This window comes from Kitasatospora sp. NPDC006697 (assembly GCF_042869935.1).
Taxonomy (GTDB): Bacteria; Actinomycetota; Actinomycetes; order Streptomycetales; family Streptomycetaceae; genus Kitasatospora.
Window position 1 is genome coordinate 120,164 of record NZ_JBIAGU010000016.1, and the last position, 26,300, is coordinate 146,463.

Below are 26,300 nucleotides of genomic sequence, written 5' to 3' on the forward strand. Positions count from 1 at the left end.
GACCACCGGCCCTGTAGCAGGGGTGTGCCGGCCCTGGTCGCCTGGACTGCCACGAGCGGAGGCTGACGGCGCAGCCTGCCGAACAGCGCAGGCACATCCGCCGGCGACTGGAACAGAACATGATCGACAGCGAACGCGCGACGAAGGCGTACCTGGTCGGCGGCGGGATCGCCGCCCTGGCGGCCGCGGCCTTCCTGATCCGGGACGGCGACATCCCCGGCGAGAACATCCACATCCTGGAGCAGCTCCCACTCGCGGGTGGCTCGCTCGACGGCCGGGGCTCACCGGAAGCGGCATACGTGACCCGCGGCGGGCGGATGCTGGAGGACGAGGCCTACACCTGCCTGTGGAACCTGCTGGAGACGATCCCGACCCTGCACGACCCGGAGGTCTCCGTCCGCCAAGAGATCGTCGACTTCAACCGGGCATGGCCGACCGACGCCAAGGCCCGGCTGATCGACCGCGACCACCGCATCATCGACGCCGCCCGGCTCGGCCTCGACACGCACGACCGGCTCGAGCTGACCCGGCTGCTGGTCATGCCCGAGTCGGTGATCGGCGCGCGCCGGATCGACGAACTCTTCTCCGCGCACTTCTTCACCACCAACTTCTGGGCGATGTGGCGCACCACCTTCGCCTTCCAGAACTGGCACAGCGCGATCGAACTCAAGCGCTACCTACTGCGCTTCCTCCAGGAGTTCCCGCGCATCCACACCCTCGCCGGTGTGCGCAGGACCCGCCTCAACCAGTACGACTCCATCGTCCGGCCGCTCACAGCCTGGTTGGTGGAGCACGGGGTGCGCTTCGAGCACGGTGTCACCGTCACCGACATCGACTTCACCGAGCACGACGGCATCCGCCGCGCCAGGCGCCTGCACCTCGACCGCGGGGGCCGACATGGAGAGGTCGAACTCGCCGAGCTCGACCTGGCGTTCATCACGCTCGGCTCGATGACCGCAGACGCCTCCTACGGCGACGACCGCACCGCACCCGAGGTGGTCCGCGACAAGCGCGACGGGAGCTGGACGCTCTGGGAGACCCTCGCGCGCAAGGCCCCCGACTTCGGCCGGCCCGCCGTCTTCAACGGCAGCATCCCTGAGGCCGCCTGGGAGTCGTTCACTCTGACCATGCGCAGCCCCGCCCTGTTGAAGCGGATCGAGGAGTTCAGCGGGAACGCCCCGGGGACGGGCGCGCTGATGACCTTCAAGGACTCGCCCTGGCTGATGTCGATCGTCGTTCCCCGCCCGCCGCACTTCGACGGACAGCCGGACGACGTCTTCACCCTGTGGGGATACGGCCTGTTCATCGACGCCCCCGGCGATTACACCGCCAAGCCGATGGCCGACTGCACCGGGCGGGAGGTCCTCACCGAACTCCTGGGCCAGCTCGGCTTCGAGGACCTGACCGACGACATCCTCGCCACCACGACCGTCACCACCGCGATGATGCCGTACATCACCAGCCAGTTCGCCCGCCGCGACGTGCACGACCGCCCGCGCGTGATCCCGCACGGCGCCCGCAACTTCGCCCTCCTCGGCCAGTACGTCGAGATCCCCGAGGACGTCGTCTTCACCGTCGAGTACTCCGTGCGCGGCGCCATGCACGCCGTCTACCAACTTCTCGGCCTCGACCTGCCCGTCCCGCCGGTCCACCACGCCCTGGCCGAACCCGCCACGGTCCTGCGGGCCCTGCGAACCGCCTTCGCCTGATCACCGGCGCAGAGCCGGCGCCCGGTGCGGGACCTTCGGGCCGGTCGCCGGGCGCCGGTCGGCCCTGGCCGGGAAATCCGTGCCCGCGAAGACTTGTCCGGCACGATCACCGCACCCCGGCCCATCCCGGAGAGGACATCTCATGGCCGATCACCTGCTCGCCGCCGTCGACGGCTCGGCGGAAAGCCTCGCCGCCGCCCGCTGGGCGGCCGACGAAGCCGCCCGCCACGGCGTGCCGCTGCGCCTGGTCCACGCACAGACCTGGCTCGACGACCTCCACACCGACTCCGGCCAGCCCGCCGACGTCCGTGCCCTGACCACGCGCATGCTCTCCGACGCCAAGCGAGCGGTGGAGGACACGCATCCTGGCCTGGAGATCCGCGCCGAGCTGATCGGGGGCGGCGAGCCCGTCGACGTGCTGGTCGACGCGGCCGCCGACGCCCGCATGCTGGTTCTCGGTTCCCGCGGGCTCGGCGGCTTCGGCGGGCTCATGGTCGGCTCCATCGGCCTGGCCGTCATCGCCCGCAGCGAGGTCCCGACCGTGTTGATCCGCTCTGGTGAGACCGACCGCCGCACCGGGCCCGGGGAACCCGAGGTCGTCGTCGGCGTGGACACCCGCGAGGCTGCCGCGGACGTCATCGACTTCGCGTTCCGCGAGGCCGCGCGGCGCGGGGCGGTGCTGCGCGCCGTGCACGGCTGGACGCCGCCTCCGGTCTGGGGGTACGCCGGCTGGGTGGCCCCGCAGCCCGAGGCCGAGCAGTTCCGGGCGATCGAGGACGAACTCCTCACGCTGGCGATGACCGGCTGGCAGGAGAAGTACCCCGATGTCCCGGTGGTCCAGGACAGTCGGATCGGCAGCGGCGCAGCGGCCCTGGTCGACGCCTGCGCCGATGCGGGCCTCGTCGTGGTGGGCCGCCGACGCCGCCCACAGCACCACGCCGGCCTGCGGATCGGGCCGGTCGCCCACGCCGTGCTCCACCACGCTCAGGCACCGGTCGCCGTCGTACCGCACGACTGACCCACCCCCACCGCATCGAGGGCGGTGGACCCCGGCACAGCCGGCGTCCACCGCCTTCTTCGCGTGCCCCTGCCCGCGCGCCGATCCTCTGGAGGAGTTCGCCGGACCCGGCACTCGGCGCGAGCCGCCCGGATCGGCACCGATCGTGAGCGGGTACCCGGCATCGGCGCTCACTGCCCCTGGGGGGCTCCGGACGGGTGGTCCGTTGTCCAGCGGGACCGCTGCCACGCCACCCGGTCGAACCCTCGCCTTCCGTGCTGGCATCCGGCGGATACGGGCCGAGCTGTGCCTGACCTGGTCAAGGAGCGGCGGCGCAGTTCCTCAGCGCACAGTGGCTGTGCTCCGCCGGCGCACGGTGCAAGCAGTGCACCGGGGCGACGAGGCCGGCTCCACCGCGCGAGTTCAGCTCGACCGTGCGGCGGAAGGCGGAAAGGCGAGAGCCGGGGACGGCCCCACACCGTCCCCGGCTCTCGCACTTCGTGCCCGGTCGAACCCCCACAGCCGCCGGGCCTGCCCCGCGCTCCCTACAGCGCAGGAGTGATGAGGCCGTAGTGGCCGTCGTAGCGGTGGTACAGCACGTTGCCGCGGTCGGTGGCGGCGTCGGTGAAGAAGACGAACGGCAGGCCGCTCAGGTCCAGGCGCGCGGCTGCGTCGGCGACGGTGAGCCGGGGCACGTCGAGTGTGCTCGCCGGCAGTCCCGGTAGCGGTTCGGCCTGCGGGCCGGTGGCGGCCAGCCGGTAGCCGTTGTCGGCCGGGTCGTGGTGGACCACGCTGTCGCAGCCGCTCACCGCGTCGGTGAACAGGTGGAAGTCGTAGTCCATGGCCTCCAGTTCGAGCACCGCTTCCCAGGCTGTCTGCCGCGCCAGGCTGTAGGACTTGTGCCGCACGATCCGCCGCTCCTGCGCAGGGCGGGCGTGGCGCTGCGGGCGGTGCGCGTGCCGAGCGCCGTCCGGCACGTCCAGCAGCACCGTCGTGTGGTGGCGGTGGTGGTCCCGGTGGCCGCGGACGCGGGCGATCCGGGCGTTCAGGCGGTCCTGGAGCAGGTCGACGGCCTCCTGCATGGTGGCAGCGGCCACGTGGGCCCGCACCGGTGTGCCGCCAAGGTCGACGACGGCTTGGGCGAGCGAGGGCTTCGCCATCGCGTGGTTGGCCTCCTGGGTGAGCTTCACCCGGGCGGCGAGGACCGGCTCGCCCAGCCGACCCAGTACGGCGAGCATCTTCGTCCTGGCGTAGTCCGGCGCGGCCAGGGTGACCTCTCCGCGGGTCTCCACCAGGACATCGGTGACGGGCCCGGTCTGCAGGCGGTTCATCGCAGTTCCCTTCCTCGTGAGTTCAGACTGTCGCGTGCGGTGCGGCCCGGTGGTGGGCCGAAGGTCCCGCCGGCAGGGCCGCAGGTCCCCGATCACCCGGTGCGGGCAGCGCGCGGACGGTGGTCCCGGTGCTGCCGAGCACGGTGCCGAGGGCGTCGTCCAGCGGGCCGATGGCGGCGAGGTTGCCGGTGTGCTCGGCGAAGGCGGCAGCGGCCTCGGCCTTGGGGCGCATCGAGCCGGCCGGCAGGTCGAGCTCGCGCAGTTGCTCGGGTGTGGCGGTGACCAGTGGCCCCGGGTGGCCGGCGCCGAACCGGGTAAAGACGTGGGTCACGTCGGTGAGGATCAACAGGGCGTCCGCGTCCAGGTGTTCGGCGAGCAGCGCCGCCGTGCGGTCCTTGTCCACGACGGCCTCGACCCCGCGGAGCAGGCCCGTGTCGCCGTTGCGGACGACCGGGACACCGCCGCCGCCGGCGGCGATCACCACGGCTCCGCCGGCCAGCAGCGCGCGGATGGCCGGCAGTTCGACGATCGCGCGCGGTTCGGGCGAGGGGACGACCCGGCGCAGGTGAGCACCGTCGCGGGCGCAGGTCCAGCCCCGGTCGAGTTCGGCCATCCTCGCCTGGTGGTCGGTGAGTTGTCCGCCGATGAACTTGTCCGGGTGCTCGAAGGCCGGGTCGTGCGCGTCGACTTCGGTGTGGGTGACCAGGGCGGTGACCATGCGGCCGGGCAGGCGGCCGGCGAGTTCGCGGGCGAGCAGGGTGCCGATCATGCCCTGGGTCTGGGCGCCGAGCACGTCGAGCGGATAGGGCGCGGTGAGCGCAGGGTCGCTTTCGCTCTCCTGGGCGAGCAGGCCGATCTGCGGTCCGTTGCCGTGGGTGATCACCACCTCGTGTCCGGCGAGGACGAGTTCGGCCAATGAGCGGGCGGCGTCGTGGACGTGGTGCTGCTGGACGGCGGCGTCGGGGTGTTCCCCGCGCTGGAGCAGGGCGTTGCCGCCGAGGGCTGCGACGATGCGCATGGTTAGTCCCTCCCGAGGGTGGCGACCAGGATCGCCTTGATGGTGTGCATGCGGTTCTCGGCCTGGGTGAAGACGAGGGAGGCCGGGGACTCGAAGACCTCGTCGGTGACCTCCAGGCCGGTGAGGGCGTGTTCGGCGGCGAGTTCGGCGCCGAGGTCGGTACGGGTGTCGTGCAGGGCGGGCAGGCAGTGCAGGAAGGCCGTGTCCGGATTGCCGGTGGCGGCCAGGACCTTGGCGTTGACCTGGTACGGCAGCAGCAGGTCGATCCGCTCCTTCCAGCGTCCGTGGTCCTCACCCATCGAGACCCACACGTCGGTGTAGAGGTAGTCGGCGCCCGACACCGCCTCCTCGACCTGGTCGGTGAGGGTGAACCGGGCACCGCTCTCCTGGCCGAGCAGCAGGCACTCCGAGACGAGCAGCGGGTCCGGCCACAGCTCGCGCGGGGCCGCGATCCGCACGTCCATGCCGAGCAGACTTCCCATCACCATCAGCGAGTTGGCGGTGTTGTTGCGGGCATCGCCCAGGTAGCAGAAGGAGATCCGCTCCAGCGGCTTGCGGCTGTGCTCGCGCATCGTGAACACGTCGCACAGGCTCTGGGTGGGGTGGCACTCGTCGGTCAGGCCGTTGAAGACGGGAACACCGGCGTGGCGGGCGAGTTCGGTGGCGGTCTGCTGGGCGAAGCCGCGGTACTCGATGCCGTCGTACATCCGGCCCAGCACCCGGGCGGTGTCGGCCACGGACTCCTTGTGACCGATGTGGGAGCTGTCGGGGCCCAGATAGGTGGTGGTCGCGCCCTGGTCGGCGGCGGCGACCTCGAACGCGCAGCGGGTGCGCGTGGAGTTCTTCTCGAAGATCAGTGCGATACGGCGGCCGATCAGCTGCTGCCGCTCGGTGCCGGCCGCCCTGGCGGTCTTCAGCTCGGCGGCGAGGTCGAGCAGGTGGTGGATCTCTGTGGCGGTGAAGTCGAGTTCGCGAAGGTAGTGGCGGCCGTGCAGGGTGCTGGTCATGATGTGGGCTCCTTGGGAGAGTGCGGGTCAGTTGGCGGGGTCGCGCTGGATGGGGCAGCTCATGCAGCGCGGACCGCCGCGGCCGCGGCCGAGCTCGGAGCCGGCGATGGTGACGATCTCGATGCCCTGCTTGCGCAGGTAGGTGTTGGTGGTGGTGTTGCGCTCGTAGCCGACGACGACGCCGGGCTCCAGGGCGAGGAAGTTGCTGCCGTCGTCCCACTGTTCGCGTTCGGCGGCGCGCACGTCCTGCTCGGCGGAGAGCAGGCGGACCTTGTCCAGGCCGAGTGCCTCGGCGAGTGACGCTGCGAGGTCGGTGTCGGGGGTGACGTCGAAGCCGGCCGGGCGCTCGGGCGCGGGGGTGAGGGTCCAGGAGCGCAACCGGTCGGCCAGGCCCGGGTACAGCGCGAAGGTGTCCTTGTCGATCATCGTCATGACGGTGTCGAGGTGCATGAACGCCCGGCTCTCGGGCAGCCGCACCGCGATCACCTGGTGGGCGACCCCGTGCAGGAACAGCTGTTGGGTCAGGGCTTCGACGGCCTGGGCGGTGGTGCGCTCGCCCATGCCGATCATGACCACGCCCGGGGCGAGCACGTTCACGTCGCCGCCCTCCAGGCTCAGCCCGGGAGCCGTCGTGGTGCCGTCCAGCAGTGCGGGCACGGTCTGGGCGAACAGCGGGTGGAAGCGGTAGATCGCGGCGGTGTGCAGGGTCTCGCGGCGGCGGGCCGGCTTGGCCATCGGGTTGAGGGTGTACCGGTTGCCGATCCAGCAGGAGTTGTCGCGGGGGAAGAGGTGGTTGGGCAGTGGCGGCAGGGCGAAGTCGTGCTCGCCGGCGGTGTTCCAGACCAGGCTGTGCGGGTTGCGCAGCGGCAGGTCCGTCTTGAGGACGCCGCCGATCAGGTACTCGGCCAGGGTGTGGCCGTCGAGTTGCAGGCACAGCTCGTGGACCGGTTCCATCAGCGCGGGGCCGACGGTGGCCGGGGTCACCACCTGCCCGAGCAGCCAGGCTCGGGCGGGTGCGAGGTCGAGGGTCTCGGCGAGCAGGTCGGCGTAGTGGTGCACGCGCACGCCGTGGTCGCGCAGCACCTGGGCGAAGGCGTCGTGCTCCTCGCGGGCGCGCTTGGCCCACAGGATGTCGTCGAAGAGCAGGTCGTCGACGTTGCCGGGGGTCAGCCGGGAGAGCTCCAGGCCGGGGCGGTGCAGGATGACCTGGCGCAGGCGGCCGGCCTCGGAATCGACGCGCAGGGTGGACATCGGTGGTCTCCTCGGGGTTCAGTGCTGGTGACGCGGGGTCAGCGCGCGGCGCAGGATGGTCGGCAGGCCAACCAGGCGCACGGCCCGGGCCGCGTGGGGCATCGGCGCCGCGGCGTCCGAAGTGGCGGCGCCGGTCGTGCTGTCGGGTTCCGTCACAGCCAGGGCGCCGCTTTCGGTGTGCGGGCGCTTGAGCCAGATGTAGACGGGGATGCCGAGCAGGATGGTGAACAGGCCGTAGTAGACGGTCTGGTAGCCGCTGCCTTGGATCGACCAGTAGGAGAAGGCCAGGGCGAGCAGTGCGATGGTGGCGTCCCGTGCGAAGCGGCGCCGGTCGAGTTGCTCGCGGCCGTGCCGGACCAGCCAGTACAGCTGGGCGGCCGCCGAGAGCAGGTAGGGGATCACCGCGGTGAGGACGCTCAGCAGCACGATCTCGGTGAAGACCTTGGTGAAGCGGGTGTAGCTGACCACGGTGAGTACCGAGGCGAGGACGGTGGCCGAGATGATGCCGAAGGCGGGCACTTCGCTGCGGCCCCGGGTGCCGGTGAAGGCCGCCGGGAAGAGTCCGTCGCGGGCTGCCGCCATCGGCATCTCGGCGCAGATGAGGGTCCAGCCGTTGAGCGCTCCGAGACCCGAGAGGATCGCCGCCACCGCTACCAGGTTCCCGGCCCAGTGGCCGCCCGCGATGTTGTTCATGGCGTCGGTGAACGGCGCGGTGGAAGAACCGAGTTGTGCGTGCGGGACGGTGCCGAAGACCGCCAGTGTGCCGAGCAGGTAGATCGCGGCGCAGGCCAGCGTGCCGTACACGGTGGCCCGTGGGACGTTCCGCTTCGGATCGCGGACGCGGCCGGCGGCCACCGAGGCGGTCTCCAGGCCGATGTAGCTGAACAGCGCGATGGCCCCGGCCGCTGACACCGCGCCGAGCGCGGATCCGCCGCTGGCGTTGAAGGCCCCGAAGTTCGCGGACTTCATGAAGAGCAGGCCGGCGGTGGCCATGAACGCCAGCGGCAGGAACTTCAGGACCGTGGTGACGACCTGGAAGGCGCCGATGTTGCGCACCCCGGTCAGGTTGACGATGGCCGGCACCCACAGGCCGGTCAGCGCGATCGCGATCGACCCCCAGGTGTGGTGGCCCTTGTCGACGAACACTTCCACGTAGCCGACCCAGGCCACCGCGATGGCCGCGTTGCCCGCCCATGCGGTGATCCAGTAGGACCAGGCGGTCAGGAAGCCGGCGAACTCGCCGAACGCCTCCCGGGCGTAGACGTACGGTCCGCCGCTGCCCGGCACCCGCTCGGACAACCGCCCGAACACGGCGGCCAGCGCCAGCGCGCCGATCGTCACCAGGACGAACGCCACCAGTGCGATCGGACCGAACGGGGCGAACGCCGACGGAAGCGCGAAGACTCCGGTTCCGATGATGCTGCCGACCACCAGCGCGGTCGCGGTGGGCAGCCCGAACCCGCCGGCCGATCCTGGCGGTTCGTCGGACGCCGGTCGCTGTGGACCTACACGGTCGGGTACGGACATCAGAGACTCCTTGTGCGATGCGCTCGGGGAGGTCGACCGGCACCGGTGTGCCGGTCGATCACGATGACGATCCTCGGGTCGCGGCCCCAGAGCCCCCCAGGGACCATCGGGCCCTGATCCCGGCGCCACGGGTCCCCACCCAGCGTCCTGGTGGTCCCGAAGGACCCGCCCGGGCCATCCGCCGCACCAGTGCTGACAGTGCCCTCCGGGACCAGTGGCCCCGCCCTCGGCCCGGTCGGTCCCTGTGCCCGCCCACGCCGCCAGGGACAGAGTTCTTCCGGGCGCCGGGCCTTCAGCGGTCCTGGCCACACGCACCCGACCGACACCTTCGGAGGAGGGCACCGATGACGCATTACGTCTTGACCGGAATCGATGGATCCCCGCGCAGCGAGGCCACGGCCCGCTGGGCCGCCGGGGAGGCGGTGCGCCGCGGCGTCCCGCTGCGGCTGCTGCACGCCTGGCCCTGGCTCAGTCCTCAGGACGGCGAGGACACCGGCGGCTTCCGGCCCGGCGACCTGCGCCCGGCCGCACTGCGGGCGCTCGCCGACATCGCCGACCGCATCCGCCAGGAGCACCCGGCGCTCGTCGTCGAGACCGCCGTGGTCGGCGACGACCGGGTCGACGCGCTGGTCAGGGCCGCCGAGCGGCAGGACCTCCTCGTCCTCGGCTCACGCGGCCTCGGCGGCTTCGCGGGGCTTCTGGCCGGCTCGGTCGCGCTCGCGATGGCGGCGCGCGTCACCACCCCGCTGGTGCTCGTCCGGGCCGAGGGGTCGGCTTCCCCCAAGGACGGAACGGCGGAGCGGGGCGAGGTCGTCGTCGGGGTGGACGCCCTTCAACCGCCGGACACCGTCATCGACTTCGCATTCGCCGAGGCCGCCCGGCGCGGCGCTCACCTGCGGGCCGTCCATGGCTGGGACCCGGTACCGCTGTGGGCCGCCACGAGCTGGGTGCCGCCGCGCTCGGAGATCGCAGCACGCGAGGCTGCGCTGCGGCGACTGCTCTGCGAGGCGCTCGCCGCGGCGGGAGCCGCGTACCCGGACGTCCCGGTGGTCACCGAGATCCGGCACGGCAGCGCGGCACACGCCCTGGTCACCGCCGGCGATGCAGCCGACGTGGTCGTCGTCGGCCGCCGCGACCGCCGCCACCCCCTGGGTATGCGGCTCGGCCCGGTCGCGCACGCCGTGCTCCACCACTGTGCCGTCCCGGTAGCGGTGGTCCCGCACGCCTGAGCCCGCCCCTCCTCGACCGCACACCGACCTCCGAAGGACCTTTTGACCATGACCAGCAATCCCCGCACCCGTCCCACCCGCCCATGGCGCCGCAGCCTGCTCCGAGCCCTCGGCACCGAACGCAACGAGCTGGCCCGCCCCGAGGACCGAGGTCGCAGCCGCGCATGGCTCCTCACCGCCGTCGCGACGGGCCTGGCTCTCCTGCTCGGCGGCACCGCCGCCTGGAGCGACTTCGACTCCGCCGAACACCGCGCCGCCGCCGCGGCATCGCGCCTGCACCACCTCGAAGCCGTTCTGCTCACCCCGGCCCGTCCCACCACCGATGACACCACCACACTGGCCGCCAAGTACCGGGCAACAGCCACCTGGACCTACCCCGTCGAGCAGTCGCACACCGGCACCGTGGAGATCAACCACCGCGCCAACGCGAACTCCACCATCGGACTGTGGGTCGGTGACACCGGCCAACTCGCCACGGCCCCGCCCAGCACCGCCGACCTGGTCTCCGACGCCGTATCTCTCGGCCTCTCCCTCCTCGGCTGCCTGCTCGTCCTCATCGCCGGCGGCCTGGGCCTGCGACTGAGCTCCCTGAACCGCCGCACCGGCGCCGCATGGCAGCACGCCTGGGCCGAGACCGAACCCCTGTGGAGCGGACGTGCCACCCAACGGCCCGGCACCGGCGACCCCCGGCTCGGCTGAACCCTCCACAGCTACGACCGCCTACCCGCCCGAACGGACGGCACTGCCTTGACACCCGCCACCCTCGACGACGACCTCGCCCACGCGCTCACCACCGCCGCGACCGAGGCACCCTCCTTCGGAAGCTCCCCGTCCTGGCGCTTACACCTCGACCAGACCGCAGAAACCCTCCACCTGCACGCCCAACCGCGGCGCACCCCGGCGCCAAGCGGGGCGGACATCCGCGCCCTGCACCTGTCGGCCGGCACTGCGCTCGGCAACCTCCAGGCCACCGCGGTCCGATACGACCGCGAGCCCGTCGTGCGCCTCCTGCCCCACTCGGGTCGGCCCGATCTGCTGGCCACCGTGCGCCTGGCCGGACGACCACGCGCTGCCCGGCTACGCCGCCCCGACCTTCACCGAGCGCTCCGCCACGGGCCCCCCGGCCCGTCGACGGCCTCTCCCTCAGCCCCGGTCGAGCCGGTGCCTGCGGCGGTGATCGCCGAACTCGCCGCGGCCGCGCGGCTCGACGGCGCCGAACTGCACCACCTGAGCCCCGGTCGGCGCCGTACCCTGCGCGACGGCCCCGACCACGAACGCTCCGCTTCGCCGGCCACCACCGATGTGCTGCTCACCACCGCGAACGATCGTCCGGCCGACTGGCTACGAGCCGGCCGGGCGCTGCAGCACGTCATGCTCTTGCTCACCCTGCACGGCCTCGGCACAGAACTGTCACTCCAGCCAATGGAACACCGCGACCTCAACGCCCGGCTGGCCGACACCCTCCCGGGTCGCCGCACGCCCCAGATCCTGCTGCGCATCGCCGACACCCAAGCCCACCGGCTCCCTCCCGTCCGCGGCGGCCACCCGCTGCCGGAGGAGCCCAACGCAGTCGGCGCGGTCCTGCCGGTCGCCACCTGAACGAACCACCCACGCCGTCCGACGATGCCCCTCGGCCCGCCGAACAGGGACCTACGGTCCTCGGCCCCGCACTCACTCCTCCGCTTTCCTGATGATGCGAAGACACCCCACGCACGGAAGGAACCGGAGATGACACACGCTCAACAGGTGACCTGCACGAGATCCGGTCCCACTGGGCTCCACCGGCAACCACAGGCGCCGGCTGCGGCCGCTGCCGAGTGATACCACCCACGTTGGCGGCGGCTGACCGCAGAGGCGGTGGGCACGTTCCTCCTGGTGCTGGTCGCCGCCGGCGGCGGTGTGGCCATGACGCTCTCCCACGGCGCCGTCGGACACGCGGCCGCCGCCATAGCGCCGGGGGCCATGGTGCTGGCCCTGGTCTACAGCCTTGGCGAGACCTCCGGCGCGCACCTCAATCCCGCCGTCACGCTGGCCTTCGCGGCCCGAGGCGACTTCCCCTGGCGGCGCGTGCCCGGGTACCTGCTCGCCCAGCTCGCCGGTGCGACGGCTGCCTCCGGGCTGCTCCGGGCCTTGTTCGGCACTGCCGGCCGCCTCGGCGCCAGCGCCCCGGAACCCGGGGTGGGTGACGGTGCGGTCTTCGTACTGGAACTGGTCCTCACGCTGGGGCTGGTCACCGTCGTCCTCGGCACCGCCTCCGGGGCTCGCAACATCGGCCACAACGCGGCCATCGCGGTCGGCAGCTACGTCGCGCTGGCCGGCCTGTGGGCCGGCCCGCTCAGTGGTGCCTCGATGAACCCCGCCCGCAGCCTCGCGCCGGCGCTCGTCGCTGGGCACCTCGACGGCCTGTGGATCTACCTCGCGGGCCCGCTGCTCGGTGCACTGCTCGCTGTCCCGCTGGCCTGGTTGTTGCGTGGCGCACCGTCACCCGCCGCCGCCCTCGCGGCCCAGGGCGTCCCCGCCTTGATGCTGATCGCTCTGGCCTGCGCCGGGGCGGGCGGCACCTGGGGTCTCGGCCGCCGCTGGGCCGCCCTGCCGGTGGTCCGCGACCACGCCTGGCTCCGCTGACTCCCATCGGCTCCACCGGCCGGCCGCGAGCACCATCGTCGCGGCCGGCCGTTCCGTCGTTGCGGGCGGTCGTCCGGGAGCGACCCCCATGGTCGACACACCAGGGATGACTCACTCGTGGCGGTCAGGCCGAGCCCCCAGCACGACAATCCGGTCCGGGGGACGGCAAAGGGCCGTTCGGCCCTATGCCGCCCCCCGGACACCCGGCAAACTACGCTCAGGTTCGACCCGACCGCCGCAGGGCGGGTCCTTGGATATGGAGCGGTGATGGCGGACAGCTCGGTGGCCGGTGTGAGCAACCCGGTGAAGGTGTTCCTCCTTGACGACCACGAGGTGGTCCGCCGGGGCGTGCACGACCTCCTGGACGCCGAGCCCGACCTGACCGTGGTCGGCGAGGCCGCGACCGCCGAGCAGGCGATCGCCCGCGTTCCGGCGCTTCGTCCGGACGTCGCGATCCTGGACATGCGGCTGCCCGACGGCGACGGCGTGAGCGTCTGCCGGGAACTGCGCTCGCGGATGCCCGGCCTGGCCTGCCTGATGCTCACCTCCTTCGACGACGAGGAAGCCCTGCTCGACTCCATCATGGCCGGTGCCGCCGGGTACGTACTCAAGCAGATCAGCGGCACCGACCTGGTCTCCGCCGTGCGCACGGTCGCCTCCGGGCAGTCCATGCTGGACCCGGGCGCCACCACCCGGCTGATGGCCCGGCTGCGCGGCGACGCGAGTCCGCAAGCTCCGGCCTTTCCCGAACTCACCGATCGTGAAAGGGAGATCCTCGCCCTGATCGGCGAAGGTCTGACCAACCGCCAGATCGGCGAACGGCTCTATCTCGCGGAGAAGACCGTGAAGAACCACATCTCCCGACTGCTGGCCAAGCTCGGTGTCGAGCGGCGCGTGCAGGCGGCCGTCATCGCCACCCAGGCCCTGGCCGCCCACGACCACGCACCCGGCCGTCCCGGGCGGTGAACCCCAGGGCTCGCGGCGGGCGCGATGACCGCCCCGCCCCGGGACCACCTGACGGCCTTCAGGGACGTTCGACCTCTCACCCGGGCACGGATCCAAGGCGACCATCAATCCCATGAAGCCAGATCAGATCCCACCGACCGATCACACGCCACTGGACGAGCAGCAGTGCATGAAGCTGTTGGCCACCGTGCCGGTCGGCCGCATCGTCTACACCGTGCACGCGCTGCCCGCCGTGCTGCCGGCCCGCTACCACCTCGGCGAGGACGGAAGCGTGCTGCTGCGCGCCGCCGCGGAGTCCGAGCTGGTGCGCGCCGTGTCCGGCGCTCTGGTGGCCTTCGAGGCGGGCGAGGTCAGCGGGTCGGACGGCACTGGTTGGAGTGTCACCGTGCTGGGCCAGGCCGAGGTCGCAGCAGTTCCGCAGCAGCACGACACCTGGCCCAGGGGGCCCGGCCAGGTGTCCATCCGGATCCGCCCGGAGCTCGTCACCGGCCGCCTGCTTCCGGCCGCCCCGACCGGCCGGATCTGACCACCGGCGCCACGCCGACACGATCGGCGCCGACGGGCGATCGTCCTCAGGAGCCGAGCGGCGCCGACCACACCAGCCGCGTCCCGCCGTCCGGCGGGCTCGCCAGCTCCAGCTCGCCACCCACGCCCTCGGCGCGCTCCGCTAGGTTGCGCAGGCCACTGCGCCGGCCCTGCTCCGGGATGCCCACGCCGTTGTCCTGCACCGTCAGAACGACCTTGGCCCCCGTCGCCTGCAGCAGCACCTCGACCCGTCCCGCCTGCGCGTGCCGGGCCGCGTTGCTCAACGCCTCGCCCAGCACCGCGACCACGTGGTCGGCCACCAGGGTCGGGACATCGGTGTCCAACAGGCCCTCCATGCTCAGCCTCGGCGCGAAGCCCAGCGCCGCCTGCGCCTCCTCGACCACCTTCACCGCCCGGGCCCGCAGGCCGTTGCCCGACGCCTCGTCCCGGGCCCGCAGCCCGAAGATCGTCGAACGGATGATCTTGATGGTCTCATCCAGGTCCCCCACTGCGCGCAACACCCGCTCCGAGGCCCCGGGGTGCTCGATGAAGCGGGCCGCGCTCTGCAGAGTCATCCCGGTGGCGAACAGCCGCTGGATCGCCAGGTCGTGCAGGTCCCGGGCGATCCGGTCCCGGTCCTCCAGCATCGCCAGCTGCTCGGCGTCACGGCGCCGGTTCGCCAGCTCCAGCCCCAGCGCGGCCTGGTCGGCGAACCCGAGCAGCGGAGCGATCTCCCGCTCGGTGAACAACGCCTCCCCGACCCCACGAGCCAGCAGCAGGACCGCGTCGATGTGGCCCTCGGCCCGCCCCAGCGGCACCGCCACCGCCGACCCCAGCCGCTCCAGCCGCCGCGGATCACCGGTCAGACGCGGATCGGTCGCCAGATCCGCGGTGCTGACCTGGGCGCCCTGCGTCCAGGCCGCCCCCGAAAGTGTGCCCTCCCGCGGCACCACCAGGCCCGACCGCTTGGGCGCGTTGCCCCCGAGCGCGAACTCCACCCTCAGCGTCTCACCGTCGGCCTGCGGCACGACGATGTCCGCCAGCTCGGCGCCGGTGATCTCCCGTGCCCGCTGCGCGATCAGCTCCACTACCTGGGAGTGCGAACTGCCCGACAGCAGACTGCGGGTGATCTCCGCACTCGCCCTCAACCACCGCTGCTGACGCTGCGCCTCCTCGTACAACCGCGCATTGTCGATCGCGACCCCGGCTGCCACCGCCAGCGTCGCGATCACCGACTCGTCGTCGGCATTGAAGTCCTCACCACCGTGCTTGTCGGTCAGGTACAGATTGCCGAACACTTCCTCACGCACCCGCACCGGCACCCCGAGGAAGGTCCGCATCGGCGGATGGTTGGCCGGGAAACCGTACGACGCCCCGTGCTGCGAGAGGTCGCCGAGCCGCAGCGCCTCGGGGTGGCTGATCAACTCGCCCAGCAGGCCCTTGCCGGTCGGATAGGGACCGATCCCGGCGATCTCCCCCTCCGACATCCCGACCGTCAGGAACTGCGACAGCGACTCACCATCCGGACCGATCACGCCCAACGCCGCGTAACGGGCGTCCACCAGCACGGCGGCGGCCTCCACGATCCGCCGCAGCACCTGCGTCAGATCCAGTTCCCGCCCGACCGACAACACGGCTTCCAGGAGGCTGTGCACCCGGTCCCGCGTCCCACGGGCCGCATCGATCCGCGCCTGCAGCTCCTCCAGCAGTTCATCGAGCCGCAGCTGCGGAATCCGCGAGCGCGCCACTTCGTCCCCGCCCACGCTGGCCTCCTCCGGTCCCGGCACCCGCACGGCAGCGGTACCCGCGAGCGATTCTCGCAGATGTAAGGGAGAGCGGTGAGACCCATGAACGGCTCGCACGGGACCGCATTCCTCGGCCTCACCGGTGCCGGCGCCACCCCGCGCGACGACTTGGGGACGACACCGACGCGGACGCCGAGGACTGGACCGACGAACAGGCCGAACAGCACCAGTAGCGCACCCGCGAAGACTCCGCCCGGCTGGTCCGCGCAACCACCGCCCGCCACCGCGACCGGCTCATCTGACCCCTCTCCCCCGGACACGGCAGCAACCCGGCGCCCCGCCACCCGCTCTGTTCTCCCCCACTCGCTGATCAAGGGAGATCAGCAGGTCAGCGGCGCTTTTATGAGCTTGTGATCGCACAGTGGTCGCCTCGCGAGCGCAGACTTGGGAGTGGAAGATCCCGCACGCTCGACCCTTCGAGGCGATCACCATGCGCCGCTCACCCACCCGCGCCGGCAACCAAGACCGCGGGCGCGTCTACCGGCGCTGCGGCTGCCGCGACGACCACCACCGCCAGCTCGGCACCCGCTGCCCGCACCTCGCCGCTGACCCTCGCCACGGCAGCGGGGATTCGCTGTCGACGCTCCCTCTGCAGACGGCCGCCGCCGCACCATCCGCCGCTCCGGCTTCCCGGACGAACTCGACGCTCGCATCGCGCTGAGGCGCTTCAACGAGTCCCTGCCCCTCGGCGTCGTCACAGACCCAAGGCAGAGCACAGCCGACTACCTCACCAGCTGGCTCGCCGAGAAGGAGCTCCACCGCAAGCCCACCACGATCGCCCGCTACCGCGACTACATCACCCAGGACCTCATCCCCGCCCTCGGCGCCATCCCTCTCGACGACCTCACCCGCCAGCACCTGGCCGCATTCGTCACCGACCAGCTGCGCCGACACCGGGGCAGGGTCACCGTCCACCGGATCATGTCCACCCTCTCCAGCGCCCTCAGCGACGCCGTCACCGGCGAACGCCTCCCTCGCAACCTCGCGAAGCCCCCCGCTCATCTCGCGCCCCGCCGCAGCCGAACGGCACCTGTGGACCGAGGAGCAGGCGGCTCGTTTCCTGCGCTTCACCCATCTCGTCGACCCGCTTTATGCCGACCTCGCTGAGCTGATGATCGGCACCGGCATGCGCAAGGGCGAGGTCCTGGCCCTGCGCTGGGACGACGTCCACCTGCCCGAGCGCACCCTGTTCATCGGCGCGACGCTCTCCGCGATCGACAACAACCAGCTCCTGCTCACCGCTCCGAAGACCAAGGGCAGTCGCGCCTGGGCCGCACTCTCCGACCGTGTCGTCGATGCCCTCGACGAGCGAACAGGGTCACGCGCCTTCGGCCAGATCACCCCCGCCGGCGGCTACGTCTTCCACCGCCACGGCCGTCCGCTCCATCCCAAGACCGTCCTCGACCGTTTCCACCTGCTCTGCGACAAGGCCGGCGTCCCCCGCATCGCCCTGCACGACCTGCGCCACCTCCCCGCCGGCTTCGCCCTAGCCGCAGGCGTCCCGCTCCCAGTCGTCTCCAAGACCCTGCGCCACCGCACCCTGTCCACCACCGCGAACATCTACGCCGAACTCACCCGCCTCGCGGAACGGGCGGCCGTCGACGCCATCGCCTGGACCCTCACCACCGCCGACCGCACCGTCCTCGGCGAGCCCGCCTGCCGCACCCGGCGCCCCTGGCACCAGAACCCGCGCCCCCACCACCGCCTGGCCGCCCATCAGACGCCACAGGAAAACGAACCGAATGCCGCCTGGCCGATGTGGCCCGGCGACCACACTGCGACCACCAGCCGACGGAACATCAAAAAGGCCGTTCCCGCCAGAGGCGGAAACGGCCTACGACCTGCAGTGATGCAAGTCGGGACGACAGGATTTGAACCTGCGACCCCTTGACCCCCAGCCCCGATGGTGTAGTCGTCGGGCAGAAGCTCGTCACCGAGGATCTCCAGCGCCGTGCGCTTCAGTTCAGCCGCCCCGGGGCGGAGTTCGAGTGAGCGAAGGTGCTGCTCGATCAGCCAGCTGACCCCCTCGGCCAGCGAGGCGTCCTCGTGGAAGAGGCTGGTGAGCCGGGCCACGGCGCCCGTCCCTGCCATGCGTCGTTGGACCTCGCCCGATCTGCCCGCGAGCCGGCGGAACGGTCCGTAGCCGGCACTGAACCATCCCACCGGGTTGTCCGCCCACGGCCCGCGCTGGGCAGCGGTCGGCGCGGTCTTGTAGGCCACGGCCCGAGGCCGACCGATGCAGACCACCTTGCCTGGGCGGGCGACCGGCGCGCCGATCCCCATCCCGGCCCGGTCGAGCTCGGCCAGCGCCTCCCGGACCCGCTCCGTCCCGCCGGAGGCGAGGAAGGCCCCGGCGATGTCGCCGGTCAGCTCGGAGAGGCGAAGACGCGTCCGTCCTCGCCGAGGACCGCCGGGATCTCTTCGCCCGGTGTCCCGATCCGAAGCGGTTTCTTGGGGACTGCCGTCGATGGAATAGGGTGACGTGTCAGGCGGTCGGAGAGGCCGTGCGCGGTACCTCCGGTCGGATCAGGCCCTCGGTGCGCAGCTGGTCCCAGAGGCCGGCCGGGATGGTCCGCCGGTGCAGTTCCGCGTTCTGCTCGACCTGTTGCGGGGTTCGCATGCCCAGGGTGACGTTGACGACGGCGGGATGCGTGTACGGGAAGGCTATGGCGGCGGCGGGCAGGGTGGTGCCATACGCCTCGCACACCTCCGCGATGGCCAGCGCCCGCTGGACCAGGTCAGCCGGGGCGTCCTGGTAGTCGTACTTCATCCCCTTGGTGGGCCGGTCGCGCGAGAGCAGACCGGAGTTGAACACGCCGACCGCGACGACGCTCTTGCCGTGCTCCTGCGCGGCCGGCAGGACGTCGTCCAGCGCGGACTGGTCGAGCAGGGTGTAGCGTCCCGCGAGCATCACCACGTCGGCGGCGGTCTCGCGCAGGAAGCGGGCGAGCATGGCGGACTGGTTCATGCCCGCGCCGATGGCGCCGATCACGCCCTGGTCGCGCAGTTCGGCGAGGACGGGCATGCCTTCGTCGGCGGCCTGGCGCCAGTGGTCGTCGGGGTCGTGCAGGAAGACGATGTCGAGCCGGTCCAGCCCGGTGCGGGTGAGGGTCTCCTCGATCGAGCGCAGCACGCCGTTGCGGCTGAAGTCCCACTGGCGGCGCAGGTCGTCGGGGACGGCGAAGCCGTCGGTGTCGGTGCCGCGGGGTTCTTCGTTGGGCACGAGCAGCCGGCCCACCTTGGAGGAGACGACGTACTCCTCGCGCGGCCGGTCGCGCAGGGCGGCGCCAAGGCGCCGCTCGGACAGGCCGAGGCCGTAGTGCGGCGCGGTGTCGAAGCACCGGATGCCCGCGTCCCAGGCGGCGTCGACTGCGGCCGACGCCTCCTGGTCGGAGGTCTCGCGGTAGAGGTTGCCGATCACCGCGGCTCCGAAGCCGAGCTCGGTGACCGCGACCGACGTGTTCTGGATCTTCCGGTGGTGCACGGGGAACTCCTGGGGATGCGGACGAGGGGTGCGGTTCAGCGTCTGACGTGGGCCGAGCCGCCCGCGATCAGCGCCTCCACCTCGGCGAGTGAGGCCATGGAGACGTCTCCGGGGGTGGTCATGACGAGGGCGCCGTGGGCCGTGCCATAGGCGAGGGCGTGCTCCAGGGAGGCACCGGTGAGCAGGCCGTGGATCAGTCCGGCGGCGAAGCCGTCGCCGGAGCCGATGCGGTCCAGGACGTGCAGTCCGGGCATGCGGGGGCCGGTGACGTACCCGGTCTGCGGTGACCAGGCCGCCGAGGTCCAGTCGTTCACCCCGGCCGAGGGCACCTCGCGCAGAGTGGTCGCGAGCACCTTCACCTCGGGCAGCAGCTCGGCCACCGTGGCGAGCGCGTCCGCCACCTCGTCGGCGCCGAACCGGGTGTCGCCGGGATGCCCGCCCGCCAGGCCCAGCGCTCCCACCACCACGTCGGCGTGCCGGGCGAGGCGCAGGTCGACCTCGCGGGCCCGCACCGGTCCGCCGCGGTCGGCCCACAGGCTCGCGCGGTAGTTGGGATCGTAGGAGACCGTGACGCCGTGCCGGCGGGCCGCGGTCATCGCCTCGTCGGCGACCTCGGCGGTGGTGTCGGACAGGCCGGCGAAGATGCCTCCGGTGTGGAACCAGCGCACGCCGCCCGCGAAGACGGCGTCCCAGTCGACGTCCCCCTCGCGCAGTTGGGAGACGGCGGTGTGGGCGCGGTCGCTGACGCCCAGTGCGCCGCGGATGCCGTAGCCGCGCTCGACGAAGTTGAGGCCGTTGCGTGCGGTGCGGCCGATGCCGTCGTCGGGCACCCAGCGGATCCACGAGGTGTCGACACCGCCCTGCAGGACCAGGTCCTCGACCAGCCGGCCCACCGCGTTGTCGGCGAGGGCGGTCACCACGGCCGTGCGCCGGCCGAAGCAACGGCGCAGCCCGCGGGCGACGTTGTACTCGCCGCCGCCTTCCCACACGTGGAAGGTGCGGGAGGTGCTGATCCGCCCCTCCCCCGGGTCGAGCCGCAGCATGACCTCGCCGAGGGCCACCACCTCGATCACGGCGCGCTCCTCGCGGCAACCGAAGCCGCGGCCACCGCCACCGCCTCGGCCGTCAGCCGACGGATCTGCGCGTAGTCGCCGCTCTCCAGGAGGGCGGTGGTCGCCATCCAACTGCCGCCGACGGCGAGCACCGCGGGCACGGCGAGGTAGCCGGCCAGCTCGGCGGCGCCGATCCCGCCGGTCGGCACGAACCGCACGCGCGGGAAGGGCGCCGCGAGCGCGCGCAGCGTGCCCAGACCGCCGATGGACTCGGCGGGGAAGAGCTTGACGGTTTCGAGGCCGTCCCGCAGGGCGCGCATCAGCTCGGTGGCGCTGGCGATGCCGGGCACCACGGGAACGCCCAGTTCGCGGCACTTCGCGACGACGTCCTCGTCGTAGCCGGGCGAGACCACGAAGCGGGCCCCGGCCGCCACGGCCCGCTCCGCCTGCTCGGGGGTGACCACGGTGCCGGCGCCCACGGCCAGGCCCCCGTGCGCCGCCATCACCCGCAGCGCCTGCTCGGCGTCCGGGGTCCGGAAGGTGACCTCGGCGCACCGGGCGCCGCCCGCCGCGAGCGCGTCGGCCAGCGATGCGGCTGCGGCCGGCTGACGCACCGTCAGGACCGGCAGGATGTGCGCGCCGTCCAGCACGGCGTCCAGGTCCGCGCTCATCGGCCCAGCCATCCGCCGTCGACGGGAAGGATCGTGCCGTGGATGTAGGCGGCGGCGTCCGAGGCGAGGAAGACGGTGGCGCCGCCCAGGTCCTCGGCCCGACCCCAGCGGCCGGCCGGGATGCGGTCCAGGATGGCCTGGCTGCGCACCGGGTCGTCCTGCAGGGCCTGGGTGTTGTCGGTGGCGATGTAGCCGGGCGCGATGGCGTTGACGTTGACGCCGTGCTGGGCCCACTCGTTGGCGAGCGCCTTGGTGAGGCCGGCGACGCCGTGCTTGGCGGCGGTGTAGCCCGGGACGGTGATGCCGCCCTGGAAGCTGAGCAGCGACGCCGTGAAGATGATCTTTCCCTGGCCGCGGGCCACCATGGCCGCGCCCACCGCCCGGGTCAGCGCGAACTGTGCGGTGAGGTTGACCTGGATCACCGACTCCCAGTCGGCGTCGGAGTGTTCGGCCGCCGGTGCCCGGCGGATGGTGCCCGCGTTGTTGACCAGGATGTCCACCGGCCGCTCCCGGCCCGCGAGGTCGGCGCCCAGGGCCCGGACGGCGCTCGGGTCGGCGAAGTCGGTCCGGATCGCCTCGAAGGTGCGGCCCGCGGCCAGGACGTCCTTCTCCACTGCGCTGCCGGACTCCTCCAGCGAGGCGCTGACGCCGATCACGTCCGCGCCGGCCTCGGCGAGCGCGCGTGCCATGGCCCGGCCGATGCCGCGGCGGGCACCGGTGACGACGGCGAGCCTGCCGGTCAGGTCGAAGGCGGTCATGCGACGGCTCCCTCGGTGTGGGTGCGGCAGTCCACCAGGATCTTCATCACGTCGCCGCCGCCCTCCAGGGCCTCGAACGCGGCAGGCGCCTCGGTGAGCGGGACGACCTTGCTGATCAGGCGCTCGGCCGGGATCGAGCCGTCGGCGACCAGCTCGACCGCCTTCTCGAAGTCCGAGCGGTCGTACAACCGGGCGCCCACCAGAGTGAGTTCGCGCCAGAAGAAGCGGTGCAGGTTGATCTCGCGGGGCCGCGGGTGGATCGCCACCAGGCACAGCCGGCCGCGCACGCCCAGCACCTCGACCGCGGTGTCGACCCCCGCCGCCGCGCCGGACACCTCGAAGGCGACCTCCGCGCCCGCGCCGCCGGTCCACTGCCGCACCGCCTCCACGACGTCCTCGGCCGCCGGGTCCCAGGTGGCCAGGCCCGACTCCTCGGCCAGCTTGCGCCGGTGGGCGCTCAGCTCCACCACCCGCACCTCGGCGCCGGCCGCCTGCGCCACCAGGGCGATCAGGATCCCGACCGGTCCGCCGCCCACCACGACGACCCGCTCGCCGGGCTGCACGCCGGCCCGACCCACGTCGTGGACGGCCACCGCGGTGGGTTCGACCAGGGCGGCCTGCTCCAGGGGCACGCTCTCGGGCAGTCGGACCAGGGTGTCGGCGGGCACGATCCAGCGCTGCTGCATGGCCCCCGGGGAGTCAATGCCGATGAAGTCCAGGTGCTGGCAGATGTGCTGATGACCCTTCAGGCACGCCGGGCAGCTGCCGTCCCAGCGCAGCGGCATCACCGTGACCGGGTCCCCCGCCTGCCAGTCGGCCACACCCGGGCCGACCCGGACGATCCGGCCGGACATCTCGTGGCCCAGGACGGCGGGCGTCTTGACCCTGGCATCCATGTCACCGTGGAAGATGTGCAGGTCGGTGCCGCAGATGCCGACGTAGGCGGGGGCCAGTTCCACCTGGCCGGGGCCGGGTTCGGGGCTCTCGGCGGGCGCCGTGTCCAGCGTGCGGGCGGCCAGGTAGCGGACTGCGAGTGTCATGGTGCTTCCAGGGTGTCGTCAGCGGAGGGGAGGCCGTAGAAGGCGGTCGCGGTGCCGGCGAGGATCGCCTGGATCTCGCTCTCGGCGAGGCCGCCCAGCAGTTCGTCCACGGTGGCGGCCCAGCGGTTCCAGCCTCCCGCAAGGTTCGCGACCGGCCAGTCCGACCCGAACATCAGCCGCTCGGGTCCGAAGGCGGCGAGCAGCACGTCCCACGCGGGGCGGATGTCGGCGGTGGTCCAGCTGGTGTGGTCGGCCTCGGTGATCAGTCCCGACACCTTGCAGACGACCTGCGGGTGGTCGGCCAGCTGGCGCAACTCCCGCTCCCAGTCGGACAGTTCGCCTCGGACGAGGTCCGGCTTGCCCGCGTGGTCCAGCACCAGCGGCAGGTCCGGCAGGCGTTCGGCGAGCCGGACCGCCTGGTCGAGCTGGTGGCTGCGGACCAGGACGTCGTACCGGAGCCCGCGGTCCCGCGCCGCCGCGAGGCCGCGTTCGACCTCGGGGCGCTGCAGCCAGGCCGGGTCCGTCTCGCCCTGCACCAGGTGGCGCAGGGACCGCAGGTACGCACCGCCCTCCCCGGCGAGCAGGCCGTCGAGCACCTCGCCGATCGCCGGGGAGGTCAGGTCCGCCCAGCCGACCACGGCCTCGATCAGCGGCTCCCGCGCCGCGAGCGCGAGCAGCAGCTCGGTCTCGGGCACCTCCGGCACGCACTGCACGGCCACCGTGCCGCCCAGCTGACGGCCCGCCACCTCCTGGGTGGCAGTGGCTCGCAGGTCGTCAGGGGTGAAGGTGCGGCGGACCGCTTCCAGGCCCGGCGCATCGAGCCAGGACTGAGGGTACTCGGCGAGGTTCCACAGGTGGTGGTGGGCGTCGACGAGCGAAGCGGTGTCGGTGGTCACGGGCGGTCCGCCTCGGCCGGCGGACCCAGGTGCCAGATCTCGGTGAGTTCGGTCCACTGGCGGGAGTCACCGCGGTCGGGCCACGGCTCCTGGCAGGGGTCGGTGAGCTTCCACCACTCCTGCGTCTCGGGGTCGGCTTCGAGGATCGCGATGTCGGCCTCGAAGTCCTCGCCGGTGTACTCCAGGTAGCCGAAGAGCACGTCGCCGTGGAGGAAGATGCTGAAGTTGTGGATGTTCGCCCGGTGCAGGGCGGCCTCGACCCCGGGCCAGACGGCGGAGTGGAGCCGGAGGTACTCCTCGCGGTGTTCGGGCCGCAGCCTGATGGTCTGGGCGAGGCGCTTCACGCGGACTCCTCCTGGTCGAACGGCGTGCGGTAGGTCGGGGTGTTGGCGCGCAGCGCAAGCCCGAGGGTGAGGCGTATCCGGGTGGAGGCGGGCAGCCGGACCGTCAGGAACGCGCCGTCGGCGGCCGCCTGCGCCTCGCTGACCACCGGCTCGGTGTGGCCGTAGTCGTACATGTCGCCGATCCAGGCGTCGTCCGCGCAGGTCGTGTACCGCACCGAGGTGATGGTGTGCTCGGCCATGGCGCCGGCCTGGACGATCACCGTGCGGTCCGCCTCGGGCGAGAGGTTGACCAGCTCGACGGTGGTGGCCTCGGGGTCGATGGAGCTGACCAGGGCGGCCACGTCCTGCGGGAGGCCAGCGCGACGGTCCTGGGCGTCGTAGTAGCGCACCCGGGCCTGCTGCAGGCCGCCCTGGTACAGCACCTGCGGACCGCCCCAGGTCAGCTGCACGAGGGCCTCGGTGGCGACCGGGTTGCACTGCTGCCAGACGTGGATGTCGGCCTCGGGCACGTCCAGGTCCTTGTACCGCTCGACGCGCCGCAGGCGGTGGCGGATCTGGGCCTGCGCGGTGGCCAGGATCCGCTCGGGGTAGCCGGGGTCGTCGCCGGCCAGGAAGGCGAACCAGGCCTTCTCGTGCGCGGACTCCTCCTTGGCGCGGAACGGCCGGACGGTGCGCCAGTCGATGCCGTCGGCCTCGCGCAGCTTCTCCAGGCGGTCGCGGTCGGCGGCGGAGGCCGTGTGGTGCCACAGCGCCACCGGGACGGGCGGGGTGGCGGGGTTGTAGTCGAACCAGCCCGAGTCCTTGTAGCGGAAGGGGAGGTGGAGGGTCGGGGTGTGCTTGTCCTCGGCCAGCTCGACCGCCCATTTGGTGGGCAGGCTGGAGTCGGCCTCGGTGTGCGGCATCACCTTGCCCTGGTCGATCATGGCGTCCAGCGTGCTGGAGACCATCGAGAGGTAGTCGTCGTCGCCGGTGACGGTGGCCGCCGCGAGCGCCGCTACGGTCGCCGCGTGGCCCACGCTGTGCCAGCCGTGCGGCCAGGACCAGCCGTAGTGGCCGCCGTACCAGCGGCCCTCGTGCAGACCGCCGACCACCCCGTCCGGGCTGACGTTGTCCGGGATCACGCCGCCGTTCGCCTCGGTGCGCTCCCGCCAGGCGCCGACGTAGTCCACGATCCAGTCGCGGTAGCGCTCCTCGTGGGTCAGGATCCAGGCGTTCAGGACCAGCCCGGCCGCGGCGAGGTTGACCGCGGTGTCGCCGACGCCCATCCGCTCGCGCATCTGCGCGCCCAGCCGCGGGTCCGAGTCGAGCGGGAACGGGCCGCCCTCGGCCTCCGGAAGCCACTCCAGCGGGTAGCCGTAGGTGTCCGCCTCCTTCTGCAGCCAGGGGTAGACGTCGCCGTCGGACAGGCCCGTGCGGTCCGGGTCGCTGCCATTGTGCGGCCGGGTGATGATCCGGTGCTGCGGGTCGTAGTTGCCGTGGGCCGGATCGACGTACAGCTCGGCGAAGCGCAGGGCGCGCTCGGACCAGCGGTCGGGGGCGGCCATGCACAGGAAGTAGAGCAGCAGCAGGCTCTCGCCCTGGTGGAACCAGTCGTAGCCGCGCTCGTACTCGTCCTTGAGCATGCCCAGCTCGGTGAGCTGGCGGGTCACGCCCTCCCAGTGCTTCTCACTGGCGGCAAGCACCTCCTCGGAGCCGCCGAGGAGGTACAGCTGCGGCCAGTTGAAGAACACCTCGTAGAAGTCGTCCACGCCGTCACGGGTGGTCAATTCGCCGTTGTAGTTCAGCCGGCCGTCCGGACCGGTGAACACCTCGGCGAAGCGCCGCCAAGCCTGGTCGAGCAGGTCGAACAGGGCCCGCTGGGCCACGGCCCAGCCGGGTGCTTCGAGCAGCGGCACGGCGGCCAGGATCTCCGGCGGCGCGCCCGGCGCATCCTCCGGTTTGCCGGGCTGTGTACCGGAGAGTGCGCCGGACGGTGCGGGGTCCTCGGTGGGGAGGAGGTCAGCGGAGCTGAAGGACATGGGAGGAATCTCCGATCGGTACGGCGGGATGGCGGATCTTGGGTGCG

General features: G+C 72.3%; 24 protein-coding genes. 10 read left to right on the forward strand and 14 right to left on the reverse strand.

The features are described from left to right. The first annotated feature begins 119 nt into the window (after positions 1-119). On the forward strand, positions 120-1,709 hold the full coding sequence (locus ACFYNO_RS22735; RefSeq protein WP_388015237.1) for an oleate hydratase: 1,590 nt from the start codon (positions 120-122) through the stop codon (positions 1,707-1,709). A gap of 142 nt (positions 1,710-1,851) precedes the next feature. Continuing rightward, entirely contained in the window at positions 1,852-2,727 is an 876-nt protein-coding gene (locus ACFYNO_RS22740) for a universal stress protein (RefSeq protein WP_388015240.1), read from the forward strand. Between the two features lie 524 nt (positions 2,728-3,251). On the opposite strand, the gene ACFYNO_RS22745 is transcribed toward ACFYNO_RS22740, so the two are convergent. The 5 genes from ACFYNO_RS22745 to ACFYNO_RS22765 are packed head-to-tail and all read right to left on the reverse strand — an operon-like array spanning position 3,252 to position 8,840. Continuing rightward, complete coding sequence (locus ACFYNO_RS22745) at positions 3,252-4,037, reverse strand: HPF/RaiA family ribosome-associated protein (protein ID WP_388015243.1); 786 nt, start codon at positions 4,035-4,037, stop codon at positions 3,252-3,254. 22 nt (positions 4,038-4,059) lie between these two features. Then, entirely contained in the window at positions 4,060-5,055 is a 996-nt protein-coding gene (locus tag ACFYNO_RS22750) for a carbamate kinase (RefSeq protein ID WP_388015246.1), read from the reverse strand. Positions 5,056-5,057: 2 nt separating this feature from the next. Continuing rightward, a complete protein-coding gene (gene argF, locus ACFYNO_RS22755; RefSeq protein ID WP_388015249.1) occupies positions 5,058-6,062 on the reverse strand; it encodes an ornithine carbamoyltransferase in 1,005 nt (334 codons plus the stop codon). Positions 6,063-6,089: 27 nt separating this feature from the next. After that, positions 6,090-7,313, reverse strand: a complete 1,224-nt coding sequence (locus ACFYNO_RS22760; RefSeq protein ID WP_388015252.1) for an arginine deiminase — start codon at positions 7,311-7,313, stop codon at positions 6,090-6,092. An 18-nt stretch (positions 7,314-7,331) separates the two neighbouring features. Next, positions 7,332-8,840 (reverse strand): APC family permease, encoded by a 1,509-nt coding sequence (locus tag ACFYNO_RS22765; protein WP_388015255.1) that lies wholly within the window; start codon positions 8,838-8,840, stop codon positions 7,332-7,334. A 344-nt stretch (positions 8,841-9,184) separates the two neighbouring features. Between ACFYNO_RS22765 and ACFYNO_RS22770 the strand changes: the two genes are divergently transcribed. From ACFYNO_RS22770 to ACFYNO_RS22795, 6 genes are all read left to right on the forward strand, one after another. Further along, a complete protein-coding gene (locus ACFYNO_RS22770) occupies positions 9,185-10,069 on the forward strand; it encodes a universal stress protein (protein ID WP_388015258.1) in 885 nt (294 codons plus the stop codon). Between the two features lie 48 nt (positions 10,070-10,117). Continuing rightward, the gene (locus ACFYNO_RS22775; RefSeq protein WP_388015261.1) at positions 10,118-10,768 is read left to right on the forward strand and encodes a hypothetical protein; all 651 of its coding nucleotides are present in this window, start codon (positions 10,118-10,120) and stop codon (positions 10,766-10,768) included. 48 nt (positions 10,769-10,816) lie between these two features. Further along, a complete protein-coding gene (locus tag ACFYNO_RS22780) occupies positions 10,817-11,668 on the forward strand; it encodes a hypothetical protein (RefSeq protein WP_388015264.1) in 852 nt (283 codons plus the stop codon). Positions 11,669-11,911: 243 nt separating this feature from the next. Further along, positions 11,912-12,694, forward strand: coding sequence for an MIP/aquaporin family protein (locus tag ACFYNO_RS22785; RefSeq protein WP_388015439.1), 783 nt, complete (start codon positions 11,912-11,914; stop codon positions 12,692-12,694). 267 nt (positions 12,695-12,961) lie between these two features. Continuing rightward, positions 12,962-13,660: a response regulator gene (locus ACFYNO_RS22790; RefSeq protein WP_388015267.1), complete on the forward strand. Its 699-nt coding sequence runs from the start codon at positions 12,962-12,964 to the stop codon at positions 13,658-13,660. A gap of 112 nt (positions 13,661-13,772) precedes the next feature. Further along, a complete protein-coding gene (locus tag ACFYNO_RS22795; protein ID WP_388015270.1) occupies positions 13,773-14,186 on the forward strand; it encodes a pyridoxamine 5'-phosphate oxidase family protein in 414 nt (137 codons plus the stop codon). 46 nt (positions 14,187-14,232) lie between these two features. Here ACFYNO_RS22795 and ACFYNO_RS22800 read toward each other — a convergent pair whose 3' ends face one another. Continuing rightward, positions 14,233-15,948 carry a GAF domain-containing protein gene (locus tag ACFYNO_RS22800; RefSeq protein ID WP_388015442.1) on the reverse strand — a complete coding sequence of 572 codons (1,716 nt, stop codon included), beginning with the start codon at positions 15,946-15,948 and terminating at the stop codon, positions 14,233-14,235. 816 nt (positions 15,949-16,764) lie between these two features. Between ACFYNO_RS22800 and ACFYNO_RS22805 the strand changes: the two genes are divergently transcribed. Both ACFYNO_RS22805 and ACFYNO_RS22810 read left to right on the forward strand, forming a co-directional pair. After that, positions 16,765-17,097 (forward strand): hypothetical protein, encoded by a 333-nt coding sequence (locus ACFYNO_RS22805; protein ID WP_388015445.1) that lies wholly within the window; start codon positions 16,765-16,767, stop codon positions 17,095-17,097. Further along, the gene (locus ACFYNO_RS22810; protein WP_388015448.1) at positions 17,051-17,881 is read left to right on the forward strand and encodes a site-specific integrase; all 831 of its coding nucleotides are present in this window, start codon (positions 17,051-17,053) and stop codon (positions 17,879-17,881) included. The genes ACFYNO_RS22805 and ACFYNO_RS22810 overlap by 47 nt, the downstream gene beginning before the upstream one ends. 594 nt (positions 17,882-18,475) lie before the next feature. Here the strand turns inward: ACFYNO_RS22810 and ACFYNO_RS22815 are convergent. The 8 genes from ACFYNO_RS22815 to ACFYNO_RS22850 are packed head-to-tail and all read right to left on the reverse strand — an operon-like array spanning position 18,476 to position 26,253. Then, entirely contained in the window at positions 18,476-19,474 is a 999-nt protein-coding gene (locus ACFYNO_RS22815; RefSeq protein WP_388015273.1) for an aldo/keto reductase, read from the reverse strand. Between the two features lie 35 nt (positions 19,475-19,509). Next, positions 19,510-20,547 (reverse strand): PfkB family carbohydrate kinase, encoded by a 1,038-nt coding sequence (locus ACFYNO_RS22820; RefSeq protein ID WP_388015276.1) that lies wholly within the window; start codon positions 20,545-20,547, stop codon positions 19,510-19,512. Beyond that, positions 20,544-21,197, reverse strand: coding sequence for a bifunctional 4-hydroxy-2-oxoglutarate aldolase/2-dehydro-3-deoxy-phosphogluconate aldolase (gene eda / locus ACFYNO_RS22825; RefSeq protein WP_388015279.1), 654 nt, complete (start codon positions 21,195-21,197; stop codon positions 20,544-20,546). Before eda ends, ACFYNO_RS22820 begins: the two co-directional genes overlap by 4 nt. Continuing rightward, positions 21,194-21,955, reverse strand: coding sequence for an SDR family NAD(P)-dependent oxidoreductase (locus ACFYNO_RS22830; protein ID WP_388015282.1), 762 nt, complete (start codon positions 21,953-21,955; stop codon positions 21,194-21,196). Before ACFYNO_RS22830 ends, eda begins: the two co-directional genes overlap by 4 nt. Next, positions 21,952-22,995, reverse strand: coding sequence for a zinc-binding dehydrogenase (locus ACFYNO_RS22835; RefSeq protein WP_388015285.1), 1,044 nt, complete (start codon positions 22,993-22,995; stop codon positions 21,952-21,954). The genes ACFYNO_RS22830 and ACFYNO_RS22835 overlap by 4 nt, the downstream gene beginning before the upstream one ends. Beyond that, on the reverse strand, positions 22,992-23,891 hold the full coding sequence (locus tag ACFYNO_RS22840; RefSeq protein ID WP_388015288.1) for an amidohydrolase family protein: 900 nt from the start codon (positions 23,889-23,891) through the stop codon (positions 22,992-22,994). Before ACFYNO_RS22840 ends, ACFYNO_RS22835 begins: the two co-directional genes overlap by 4 nt. Further along, positions 23,888-24,235, reverse strand: a complete 348-nt coding sequence (locus ACFYNO_RS22845) for an L-rhamnose mutarotase (RefSeq protein ID WP_388015291.1) — start codon at positions 24,233-24,235, stop codon at positions 23,888-23,890. Before ACFYNO_RS22845 ends, ACFYNO_RS22840 begins: the two co-directional genes overlap by 4 nt. After that, a complete protein-coding gene (locus tag ACFYNO_RS22850) occupies positions 24,232-26,253 on the reverse strand; it encodes a hypothetical protein (RefSeq protein WP_388015294.1) in 2,022 nt (673 codons plus the stop codon). The genes ACFYNO_RS22845 and ACFYNO_RS22850 overlap by 4 nt, the downstream gene beginning before the upstream one ends. Between the last annotated feature and the right edge of the window lie 47 nt (positions 26,254-26,300).

Bases quoted from the DNA above. Each gene is read 5' to 3' on its own strand.
- ACFYNO_RS22735 (WP_388015237.1), top strand. From the start codon at position 120: ATGATCGACAGCGAACGCGCGACGAAGGCGTACCTGGTCGGCGGCGGG.
- ACFYNO_RS22740 (WP_388015240.1), top strand. From the start codon at position 1,852: ATGGCCGATCACCTGCTCGCCGCCGTCGACGGCTCGGCGGAAAGCCTC.
- ACFYNO_RS22745 (WP_388015243.1), bottom strand. From the start codon at position 4,037: ATGAACCGCCTGCAGACCGGGCCCGTCACCGATGTCCTGGTGGAGACC.
- ACFYNO_RS22750 (WP_388015246.1), bottom strand. From the start codon at position 5,055: ATGCGCATCGTCGCAGCCCTCGGCGGCAACGCCCTGCTCCAGCGCGGG.
- argF (WP_388015249.1), bottom strand. From the start codon at position 6,062: ATGACCAGCACCCTGCACGGCCGCCACTACCTTCGCGAACTCGACTTC.
- ACFYNO_RS22760 (WP_388015252.1), bottom strand. From the start codon at position 7,313: ATGTCCACCCTGCGCGTCGATTCCGAGGCCGGCCGCCTGCGCCAGGTC.
- ACFYNO_RS22765 (WP_388015255.1), bottom strand. From the start codon at position 8,840: ATGTCCGTACCCGACCGTGTAGGTCCACAGCGACCGGCGTCCGACGAA.
- ACFYNO_RS22770 (WP_388015258.1), top strand. From the start codon at position 9,185: ATGACGCATTACGTCTTGACCGGAATCGATGGATCCCCGCGCAGCGAG.
- ACFYNO_RS22775 (WP_388015261.1), top strand. From the start codon at position 10,118: ATGACCAGCAATCCCCGCACCCGTCCCACCCGCCCATGGCGCCGCAGC.
- ACFYNO_RS22790 (WP_388015267.1), top strand. From the start codon at position 12,962: ATGGCGGACAGCTCGGTGGCCGGTGTGAGCAACCCGGTGAAGGTGTTC.
- ACFYNO_RS22795 (WP_388015270.1), top strand. From the start codon at position 13,773: ATGAAGCCAGATCAGATCCCACCGACCGATCACACGCCACTGGACGAG.
- eda (WP_388015279.1), bottom strand. From the start codon at position 21,197: ATGAGCGCGGACCTGGACGCCGTGCTGGACGGCGCGCACATCCTGCCG.
- ACFYNO_RS22830 (WP_388015282.1), bottom strand. From the start codon at position 21,955: ATGACCGCCTTCGACCTGACCGGCAGGCTCGCCGTCGTCACCGGTGCC.
- ACFYNO_RS22835 (WP_388015285.1), bottom strand. From the start codon at position 22,995: ATGACACTCGCAGTCCGCTACCTGGCCGCCCGCACGCTGGACACGGCG.
- ACFYNO_RS22850 (WP_388015294.1), bottom strand. From the start codon at position 26,253: ATGTCCTTCAGCTCCGCTGACCTCCTCCCCACCGAGGACCCCGCACCG.